Here is a 9,047-nt window from a genome sequence, read left to right as displayed (position 1 = left end):
AGGCGTTATGTACAGCAGCTCTGCATACTCTTTCGGCAGGCGAATGGTGTTGTAATGCTGGTTAATCAGCAGCTGAAAATTATTCAGCAACAGCTGTTTTTGCAGCGGTATATGATGCTGTACGCCTTTGGTGCTGCTGCGCTCCAGCTGTATGAAAAACTGCAGCAGGTACATACGTATCATATCCAGCCCGCCTTCTTTTGGTTTTTCCAGCTCGGCCAGCATCTGCTCAAACAGCTGCAGTACTGTTTCGCGCAGCGGCGCCGGTATTTTCAGCACTGCGGCTGCTGCATCGCCTTTGAAAAAATCAAAACGCTGCAGGTACTGCTGATCATTCAGGAACGACTGGAAAAAGGCCGGTGAAAAGTGCACCAGGTAGCCATCTACCGCTCCCTCAAAATGCCAGCTGTGCACCTGCCCCGGTATCATGAAGTATACCTGGTACGGCTGTACGGTAAAGTGTGTAAAGTCAATGGTATGCCTGCCGCTTCCGGCGGTGAACAGCACCAGGTGATAAAAAGAATGCCCGTGCTGGCTGTGCAAATGCTGGTGTTCCTGCACATACGGCCCCAGGCGTTCTATCAGCAGATCGTGCTGCGTATGACCGGGAATGATGCTGTAAATGTCATATACCGGTATCCTGGTTCTGGGCATGTGCGGTTTATTTTGTACGGCACAAAGGTACAAAAGGAGAAAACGACCCTGTGGGATTGAACAGGGTTCTTATGGCACTTTTTACTGATTGGATTGATTACTGCTGATAAGCCCGGCAAATGCGCTTACCAGGCCGGCCACCGCGGCCCGGGTAGCAGCGTCGGTAATGTTGCCGCCATCATCCACCTTACCCTTTACACCGCGAACCAGCAGCCGGGTAGCTGCTGTAAAACGGGCTTCAATGGTTTTCATTACCAGCTGCAGGGCCTCATGCGCCTTATCGCCCATGGCCGATGCCGTGATGAGCGCTACCGGTTTGCCGGAGAAAATAGTGGTTGACACCATCCATTCCAGGGCATTTTTTAAGCTGCCCGGTAAGGTAAACACATATTCCGGCGTGCAGATCACTACGCCGGCCGCCGCCTTTATTTTATCCCGGAAAGCTTGCACGGCCGGCGGCGCCGGTGTTACATCCAGGTCGGGATTAAAATGCGGTAAAGTATCAATAGCCTGGTAAATCTCTACATTCAGCCGGCCCGCCGCCATGGCGGCAAAGGCTTTCAGCAGCTGCAGGTTGGCGGAATTTTTTCTTGTGCTGCCGGAAATGGCCAGCACATGATACGGTGGCATGGTGTTCATGCCGCCAAAGATAAATAGCAAAGCGGATTTTGACGTAATACTGCATTTAACTGATTGTACTTATTCGAGTAATTTAAATGCTGTAAATCCCCGTTAAATTGCTGTTGTATGTTACACGCTATAGGCTTTTCATGCGGAGCAATTTCACAAGCAATCTTTAACAAGCGCCTATATTACAGATATTGAAAAACCGGATTAAAGTTATGAAACGGCCCATCACTTTGCTGACTGTTTTACTGTGCCTGCAAATCCCGTTGGTGCATGCACAGTTCTCAGATTCATTACTCATTCAAGTAAGCACTACCGGCACTTTCGCCACCAAAGATTATCAGCCTTTATGGATCACTTCACAACGCTTTGGCGCCATTACCGACCGTAAGGCGGACCTCTCTACCCAGGTAGGTTTCAGCAATATGCATGTGCTGGGCAACAATAAACAGTTCTATATCAAATACGGCGCTTACCTGAATAATAATGATCATTTCGGAAAGGTGTTCTTTCAGCAGGGATATATAAAAGCCGGCTATAAAAACCTGGAGCTGCGCGCCGGCCGCTATAACGAGATCATTGGAGAAGTGGATAAAGACCTTTCCAGCGGCTCCCTGGGCATTAGCGGCAATGCGCTGCCCATACCGCAAATTGGCCTGGCTATAACCAATTATACAAACGTTCCCTACACCAATGGCTGGGTGCAGTTTAAAGCAATGATCAGCCATGGCTGGATGGGCAACCATGACCAGTTTATACGCAATAGCTGGCTGCACCAGAAAAACCTGTACATACGCGTAGGTAAGAAAAAGCTGAAGGTAGGCGCAGGTGTTGCCCACTTTGCCGTATGGGGCGGCGGACGCGAAGGCGTGGCGAAAATAGATAAATCGTTCAGCGCATTCTGGAACGTGCTGCTGGCCAAAGAAGCTAACGACGGCACCGTGGCCGGCAACTACCTGCCTAACCGTGTGGGCGACCACCGCGGCATTGTAGAAGGCACTATTGACTGGGACAACGATGTTACCGGCCTGCATGCTTATATGCAAATGCCTTTTGAAACCGGCCAGGGTATTGACATCCGTAATATAGACCGCCTTTGGGGACTTGCCTACACCAACAAGCGTGAAGGCGCCTGGCTGCAGAAAGTGGTAGGCGAATTCCTGTACACCAAGCAGATGAACGATTTTTATGTGTCGCATGTCCGGGAAAGCTATTACAACAACGGCATTTACCTTACCGGTTGGGAATACCAGGACCGCATTATAGGCACGCCCCTGTTCATAGACCGTAAAAAGGCCAGTGAATATTTCCCGGGCCATATTGAGCCGTTTAACTGGAGCGCACCTGTAGACTCGTTTAAAGGCAAAGGCCGGAACATTGTAAATAACCGCGTGGTAGGCGGCCACCTGGGGCTAATGTACACGATTGGCCGCGCCTTGTATGCAAAAACCCGCTTAACGTTTACGCAAAATTACGGCGACATACAGGCCGGCGTATTCGCTCCTTCCAGGTATGAGTTTTACGGCCTGCAGGAGTTCAGCTACCAGCTGCCTGACCTGCCGCTGCTGATACATGTTGGCCTGGCGCTGGACTGGGGTGAGCTAACCGATAATGCGGGCGCCCTGCTGGGGGTCACGTGGCAGTTCAGGGGAATGTAAAAGTAAGGGCGGTGCTTTATAAAACACCGCCCTTACTTTTACATTTAGCGTTTGATATTTTACATTTGAAATTTTACATTTTACATGCCTAGCCTACAGCGTATACGCCGGCCGGTACGGAATTTTCACCAAAATCTCCACGTTCTTTTCTCCCTCTACCATTACATTCAGGCTGCCTTCATGCAGCTCCACAATGTAGGAGATCAGGTAATAAATACGCTGGTTCAGCATTTCCGTATCAAAATGCAGCTTGCCGTTATCGTACGGTTCTGCATAAGACGAAAAGAAATAGCTGGCCGCATTGGCGGAAAAACTGCCGTTGATCTCGAAGTGATCTTCCTCAAAAACAAAACGCAGCCCCGGCGACTGGTTAGTGGGGGAGTTTTTCATCATCCAGAAAAAGATGTTCAGCACCAGCTGCCTTATCAGGAACTCGTCTATATACGCATCCGCATGCTCCTTGTTCATTTCTACTTCCACTGCAGATCCGAATAACGTGTCATACGGTTCGTCATGTATAAAGTTGCGCAGGAAAAAAACAATGCTTGTCAGGTTTTTCTTGGGTTCAAATGATTTGTTCAGGATATGTTGAATGATCCTCACATTTTGCAGCTGGAATTCCAACTCTATCACCTGCGATTTAATGGCTCCTGCCTGCCGTGTTATTTTTCCGCTGGTTGCCTTTTCGCCCTGTAACCCGTTGCCGCTGTTGCCGCCGTAAAGCTCTATCAGCTCTACACTCGACAGAATGCTGGAGAGGATAGATTTCAGCTCATGAAAAATATCTTCTATCAGGCCCCTGCTTCCTAACAGATCAAAGCGATTTAAGGATGAAGCTTTCATTGTGAAACCCGGATTTCGTGTGCCCAATGTTAAATGGTCTTAGATGATTAAAGGGTTGCTTTTACTATGGATCCCGCTTTTGTATCAGAATATAAACAATAATCTTCCCGTTTTATTGTATTGCAAGTTGTGCATCTTTTTAAAAAGATGACATTACTGAAACCAGTACAATATAATGTTTTTTAGGTTTATCTACCCGCTTTTTACTACTTATAACAAGGCGTTTCTCCGATCAGAAGGCATTTTTATCGCCCCGCACTGTATTCATTACCGTCATGAACATAATGCGTAAATCCAGGTACACCGACCAGTTTTCCATGTACCATATATCGTGCTCTATACGTTTTCTCAGCTGGTGTTCTTCTGTAATTTCACCCCGGAAACCATTCACCTGCGCCCAGCCGGTAATACCGGGCTTCAGGAAGTGGCGCACCATGTACTGCTGTATAATGCGGGAGTATTCCTCCGTATGGCGCAGCATATGCGGGCGCGGCCCTACAATAGACATATCGCCCAGCAGCACGTTCAGGAACTGCGGCATTTCATCGAGATTGGTTTTGCGCAAAATGCGGCCCACCCTGGTAAAGCGGTTGTCGTTGCGGGACGCCTGTTTTTCATTTGCATCCTTATTCACCTTCATGCTGCGCAGCTTCAGGCAGCGGAAGGTTTGGTTGTTACGGCCCGTACGGTGCTGTATGAAAAAGATGGGACCTTTGGACTCCAGCCATATCAGCAGCGCCAGCAACGGTATCAGCCAGCTTAATATAAACAAGGTTACCAGCCCGCTTACCACAATATCAAAAATACGCTTGCGGATGCGGTTGGCAATGTCATCCAGCGGTTCTGACCGCAGGGATATAATGGGAATGTTATTAAAGTAATCAACATATATCTGCCGGTTTACAAACATGCGGAAGTCGGGCACAAAACGGAAACGGATAAAATGTTTTTCCGCCTCATGCGCCAGCGTGTACAGGTAGGGGAACTGCTCCGGCGACAATGTGGAGTAGATTTCCTGTATATTATTGGTCTTGGCGTATGGCACACATTCCTCCAGGTTACCGATCACCGGGTAGTAGGAAAGCTCGTGCACCTTGCTGTACTCTTCAAAAAACCCTTCAAACTGCAGGTTGCTTTTTACATCCAGGAAACTATCCACCAGGCGTTTGGACACGTCGTTATAACCCAGTATCACCACCTTCTTTTGTATGGCTTTGCTGCGCAGTATATAGTTGGTAACCAGGTAAAACAGGAAACGGTCTATCAGCACCGTGAGCACAAACAGGGAGCAGTACAGGATCACAAAAATGCGCGAGTACAGCAGCTTGTTCAGGAACAGGTAGGCCAGCAGCATTAACAGGAACAGGAAAATGCCGTTCAATGTTTTCCGCGCTATGCGCTCATACGACAGCTGCTGGCTGGCAAAATAAATACCGGTAGTGTACAGGGCTATCATCCAGGCAATATTGGCGCCCAGCAAAAAAGTGTCAACATCAATATGTATAGGTACGCCGCTTTGCCGCAGCCAGAACCTTACGAGATAAAAGATCCCGTTCAGTCCTATAAAATCCAGCACCACAATCTGAATGCTGCTGATTTTGAGATATCGGTCTAACATATAAAGAAGGTTGTCAAGGTTATGCGTAATAAGGATGGTGCATCCTCATATACTGCTGTTAGTTGGCATTCACTACCGCCTCTTCAAAGCGGGACATTATTTTGCTTATGGATAAATAAGTAGCCGCATATTCACGCGCATGCTGTTTAATGGCAGCGGCATCCGCATGGTCTATGGCCTGGTGCATGCCTGCATTCAGCGCTTCCTGGTCTTCTGCATTCACCAGCACGCCCATGTTGTAACGGTTCACCAGCTCGTACAGGCTGCTGCCGGGATTGGCGGTAATAAGCGCCAGCCCGCCCACCGCCAGTATGGTGGTGAGTTTGGAAGGCATTACCAGGTCGCTGGCATTGGCCTTTTGTATAACCAGGTGCACATCGGCCATGTTCAGAAACCGGTTAAACTTTTCAACCGGCTGCAGCGGGAAAAAGATCACTTGCTGCAGCCCCATGGCAGCAGCCTGTGCTTCCAGCCTGGCTTTATACGGCCCGGACCCGCAGATCAGGAACTTCAGCTCCGGCCGGTTGGTAAAGGTTTTGGCCGCATGTAAAATGGCTTCCAGCCCCTGCTTTTCGCCAATAGCGCCAGAGTACAGGACAATTTTATCTGTAGGCGCAAAGCCAAACTCCTGTTTCAGCGCTGCCTTGTCATCCAGCGGGTAAAACAAGGTTACATCTACCCAGTTGGGGAAAAAGAATATCTCCTTGCCTGCCTTTTCCTGTATTCTGCGTATCATACCGTCTGAAATGCTGCTTACAATATCGGCCTGCTTAAAAATGTACCGCTCTATTCCAAACAGCATTTTTACCAGCGCTTTGGATTTTATCATGTTCAGGTCACGGGCCGCTTCTATCTGCATGTCCTGTATATGGTACATGAATTTGGCGCCCCGCAGCTTTTTGTATAAAATGGCCAGCAGGCCCAGGTGAAAAGGCGGTACTACGGCAATCACCACATCAAACTTTTTACCAGGCAGCAGCTGCATTACTTTGAAAAAGGCCGAAAGGGCAAAGGAAAAATCCAGCAGCATTCTTTTAGCGCCGGAAGGGGCGGCCGGCACATACTGCGGGCAGCGGTGTATCTTCAGCTCCTGCAGCTGCGCGGTGCCGTTCAGCGTAGTTGTTACAGACAGTTTCTCTTTTTTATACCACGACTTTCCTTTGTCGTACGGCGATTGCACCTTCCACTGCGGGTAATAGGGATAGGAGGTAATTACCGTACAGTCGTACCCGTTAGCAGTCAGCCATTGCATCATTTCCCCGTTATATTTACCAATGCCCGTAGGTTCCGGTGCAAAATTTCCTCCAATAAGCAGTACACGTTTTCCCATATCCATTACTAAAAATTATCAGTGTTTATATTCTCTATGCTGTATTCATCTCTATTCCAACCAACAAACACCAATCCCTTAATTATTCATTCTTAATTATTAATTATTCACTGATCACCCGCTCCCGTACCGCTACCGCAGGGTTGCCGCTGTAAATGCCCCAGGGCTCCAGCTCGCGGGTAGCTACGGAACCTACGGTTAAAATGGCATGCGAGCGGCATACTACGCCGGGGCATACAACTGCCTGGGCACCTATCCACACGCCATCCTCTATTGTTATTTTTCCCAGGCGGTAAGGAAAATCACTTTTCTTGTAATCATGGTTGCCGGTTAACAGCAGCGCACCCTGCGATACGCATACGTTGTTGCCCAGCACCACGTCCTCCAGGTTATCGATCCAAACGCTCTCTCCTATCCAGCAATGGTCGCCAATGGTCAGGCGCCAGGGATTTTTGATGCGCACCTTTGTTTTAATTACCAGCCCTTTGCCTACCCTGGCGCCAAACATGCGCAGCAAAGCGCTCTTTATACCATAAGGCCAGGGAAAAGCGCTGTTCATAACGCCGTAGTTAAAAAAATACCATATCAGCACTTTCAGCTTACCGGCGCCCGGGTGATAATTGCCTGTTGTAAATTTTGATAGCTCGGTTTGCATTTATGATTGCATGTTAAGTCTGCTAAAAAAAGGGCGGCACAGGTAAGCGCCTATTAAAGCGCCCAGGGTGTTCAGCATCACATCATCCACATCTGCTACGCCCCAATGCGTTATGTACTGTATTATCTCTATGCACACGCTGGTTAAAAACCCCAGTAGTATAACTGTGCGTGTGCTTGTAATACGGAACACCAGCATTACAATAAAAGAGAAGGGCACAAACAGCAGGATGTTGCCGGCAAAGTTGCCCAGGAACATTACCCAGTGCGCCGCTACATTGTTTCCCTTGGGATGCATCATATCGTCCCAGGTGCCCTTGAAGGGTACGAACCGTGTACGGTAAATGCCGTCCACGCGGTGCTCGCGCCTTGCGGGCGCCCATAAAACTATGTAAGAGAGTATAAAGCCATATGTTAATACAGCCGCTGCTTTTAATCCTTTCATTCCGCTACTTATTATAATCCCGCCCGGGCGGGTTGCCAGTTGCAACCTGCCAGGCGTTCTTTCACTTGCTGTTTTCGTATAATTCAACATAGTCCAATGCCAGCTTGATTTCGTTGAAATCATTGTTTATTACGTTCCTGGCTTCCTGTGAAATCCTCAGCCGCTCTTCCTGCGCATGGTAAGTGGCGGTAAGCTTTTCCGCCACCTCATCTATATTGTCGATACCGGTGATCCAACCCAGCTTGCGGTCGTTTACATAACGGGATAGCCCCACGTTATTGCTGATGAGCACCGGCGTGCCTACGTACAGCGACTCTACCACTACAATGGCAAAATTTTCATTCAGCGATGTAAGCACAAACAGGTCCGACTCTGCAAAAAACTGGAACTTTTCCTCCGGTCCTTTCCAGCCGGCCCACTCCACCTTATCATCCATATCCAGCTCCGCTACCAGCAGCTGCAGCTTTTGCACATACTCCTCATCCCCGGAGCCCGCTATGCGCAGGCGGTAGCTGAAGCTCACCCGCGACAGGGCATACAGCAATATTTCCAGTCCCTTCTTAGGATCAATACGCGACAGGAAGCTGATGGTGAACACATGGTTGTTCCTGCGCGCATAGTCCTTCACCGGCAGGTCAACCAGGTTAAATACCATAGCGCCGTCGTCCTTCCACTTTTTATTGAAGTTTATGCTCTCCTGCCACTCCATGTGCGACGATACGTGCAGGAAGGTATTCCTGAGCAAACGCTTGCCCAGCAGGTTATGGATCAGCTGCTTTTTCAGGCTGTTGTTGGTGCTGAGCACATAATCGCAGAACATGCCATGCGGCGACAATACCGGCTTTACACCCCGCATTTTGCATACCATGGCAGCGCCCAGCACCAGGAAGTTCCACCATGAGTGTATGTGCACCACATCAAAATCACGCACGGTTTTCCAGGTAGCGCGCCACAGTGCAGGCGAAGCATGCGTGTGGTCTTTGGTGATGCGTTTAAAATATTTTACCGCCACGCCATTCACCATCACGGTTTCGCCTACCGGTACCTGCAGCTCTGTTTTGCCATTGGCCGTGGTAGTATACACCGTTACTGAATGGCCCAGCTGCACCAGGCGCTCTGCCAGCCTGGCTATCACCACTATGGTGCCCCCGTATATGTAAGCGGGTTTGTATGACGGTACTATGAATAATATTTTCATTGCTGGTTCTTGTTTCTTCT

Annotated in this window: 9 protein-coding genes; 1 reads left to right on the top strand and 8 read right to left on the bottom strand. The window is 49.0% G+C overall.

Annotated features, from left to right (window positions below):
* Both VFS25_RS15485 and VFS25_RS15480 read right to left on the bottom strand, forming a co-directional pair.
* On the bottom strand, positions 1-654 hold a 654-nt coding region (locus VFS25_RS15485; protein ID WP_326463073.1), incomplete at its 3' end, for an AraC family ligand binding domain-containing protein.
* An 81-nt stretch (positions 655-735) separates the two neighbouring features.
* Positions 736-1,293, bottom strand: coding sequence for an NADPH-dependent FMN reductase (locus tag VFS25_RS15480; protein ID WP_326463072.1), 558 nt, complete (start codon positions 1,291-1,293; stop codon positions 736-738).
* Positions 1,294-1,496: 203 nt separating this feature from the next.
* Between VFS25_RS15480 and VFS25_RS15475 the strand changes: the two genes are divergently transcribed.
* Positions 1,497-2,939, top strand: coding sequence for a capsule assembly Wzi family protein (locus VFS25_RS15475; RefSeq protein ID WP_326463071.1), 1,443 nt, complete (start codon positions 1,497-1,499; stop codon positions 2,937-2,939).
* A gap of 93 nt (positions 2,940-3,032) precedes the next feature.
* Here the strand turns inward: VFS25_RS15475 and VFS25_RS15470 are convergent, their stop codons facing one another.
* The 6 genes from VFS25_RS15470 to VFS25_RS15445 all read right to left on the bottom strand — a co-directional run bounded on the left by VFS25_RS15470 (position 3,033) and on the right by VFS25_RS15445 (position 9,027).
* Positions 3,033-3,782 (bottom strand): hypothetical protein, encoded by a 750-nt coding sequence (locus VFS25_RS15470; RefSeq protein ID WP_326463070.1) that lies wholly within the window; start codon positions 3,780-3,782, stop codon positions 3,033-3,035.
* Positions 3,783-4,014: 232 nt separating this feature from the next.
* On the bottom strand, positions 4,015-5,400 hold the full coding sequence (locus VFS25_RS15465; RefSeq protein WP_326463069.1) for an undecaprenyl-phosphate glucose phosphotransferase: 1,386 nt from the start codon (positions 5,398-5,400) through the stop codon (positions 4,015-4,017).
* 58 nt (positions 5,401-5,458) lie between these two features.
* A complete protein-coding gene (locus VFS25_RS15460; RefSeq protein ID WP_326463068.1) occupies positions 5,459-6,730 on the bottom strand; it encodes a WcaI family glycosyltransferase in 1,272 nt (423 codons plus the stop codon).
* Positions 6,731-6,833: 103 nt separating this feature from the next.
* Complete coding sequence (locus tag VFS25_RS15455) at positions 6,834-7,385, bottom strand: WcaF family extracellular polysaccharide biosynthesis acetyltransferase (RefSeq protein WP_326463067.1); 552 nt, start codon at positions 7,383-7,385, stop codon at positions 6,834-6,836.
* The gene (locus tag VFS25_RS15450) at positions 7,386-7,829 is read right to left on the bottom strand and encodes a VanZ family protein (protein ID WP_326463066.1); all 444 of its coding nucleotides are present in this window, start codon (positions 7,827-7,829) and stop codon (positions 7,386-7,388) included.
* A 61-nt stretch (positions 7,830-7,890) separates the two neighbouring features.
* Complete coding sequence (locus VFS25_RS15445) at positions 7,891-9,027, bottom strand: XrtY-associated glycosyltransferase XYAG1 (protein ID WP_326463065.1); 1,137 nt, start codon at positions 9,025-9,027, stop codon at positions 7,891-7,893.
* Positions 9,028-9,047: the final 20 nt, after the last annotated feature.

This window comes from Chitinophaga sp. (genome assembly GCF_035761305.1).
Classification (GTDB): Bacteria; Bacteroidota; Bacteroidia; order Chitinophagales; family Chitinophagaceae; genus Chitinophaga.
Note: the sequence above shows the minus strand (reverse complement) of the source record. Positions and strands in the feature narration are given on the sequence as shown.

What these genes read in the sequence shown, in the direction of transcription:
- VFS25_RS15470 (WP_326463070.1), bottom strand. Translation starts at nt 3,782, where the DNA reads ATGAAAGCTTCATCCTTAAATCGCTTTGATCTGTTAGGAAGCAGGGGC.
- VFS25_RS15465 (WP_326463069.1), bottom strand. Translation starts at nt 5,400, where the DNA reads ATGTTAGACCGATATCTCAAAATCAGCAGCATTCAGATTGTGGTGCTG.
- VFS25_RS15480 (WP_326463072.1), bottom strand. Translation starts at nt 1,293, where the DNA reads ATGAACACCATGCCACCGTATCATGTGCTGGCCATTTCCGGCAGCACA.
- VFS25_RS15460 (WP_326463068.1), bottom strand. Translation starts at nt 6,730, where the DNA reads ATGGGAAAACGTGTACTGCTTATTGGAGGAAATTTTGCACCGGAACCT.
- VFS25_RS15450 (WP_326463066.1), bottom strand. Translation starts at nt 7,829, where the DNA reads ATGAAAGGATTAAAAGCAGCGGCTGTATTAACATATGGCTTTATACTC.
- VFS25_RS15455 (WP_326463067.1), bottom strand. Translation starts at nt 7,385, where the DNA reads ATGCAAACCGAGCTATCAAAATTTACAACAGGCAATTATCACCCGGGC.
- VFS25_RS15445 (WP_326463065.1), bottom strand. Translation starts at nt 9,027, where the DNA reads ATGAAAATATTATTCATAGTACCGTCATACAAACCCGCTTACATATAC.
- VFS25_RS15475 (WP_326463071.1), top strand. Translation starts at nt 1,497, where the DNA reads ATGAAACGGCCCATCACTTTGCTGACTGTTTTACTGTGCCTGCAAATC.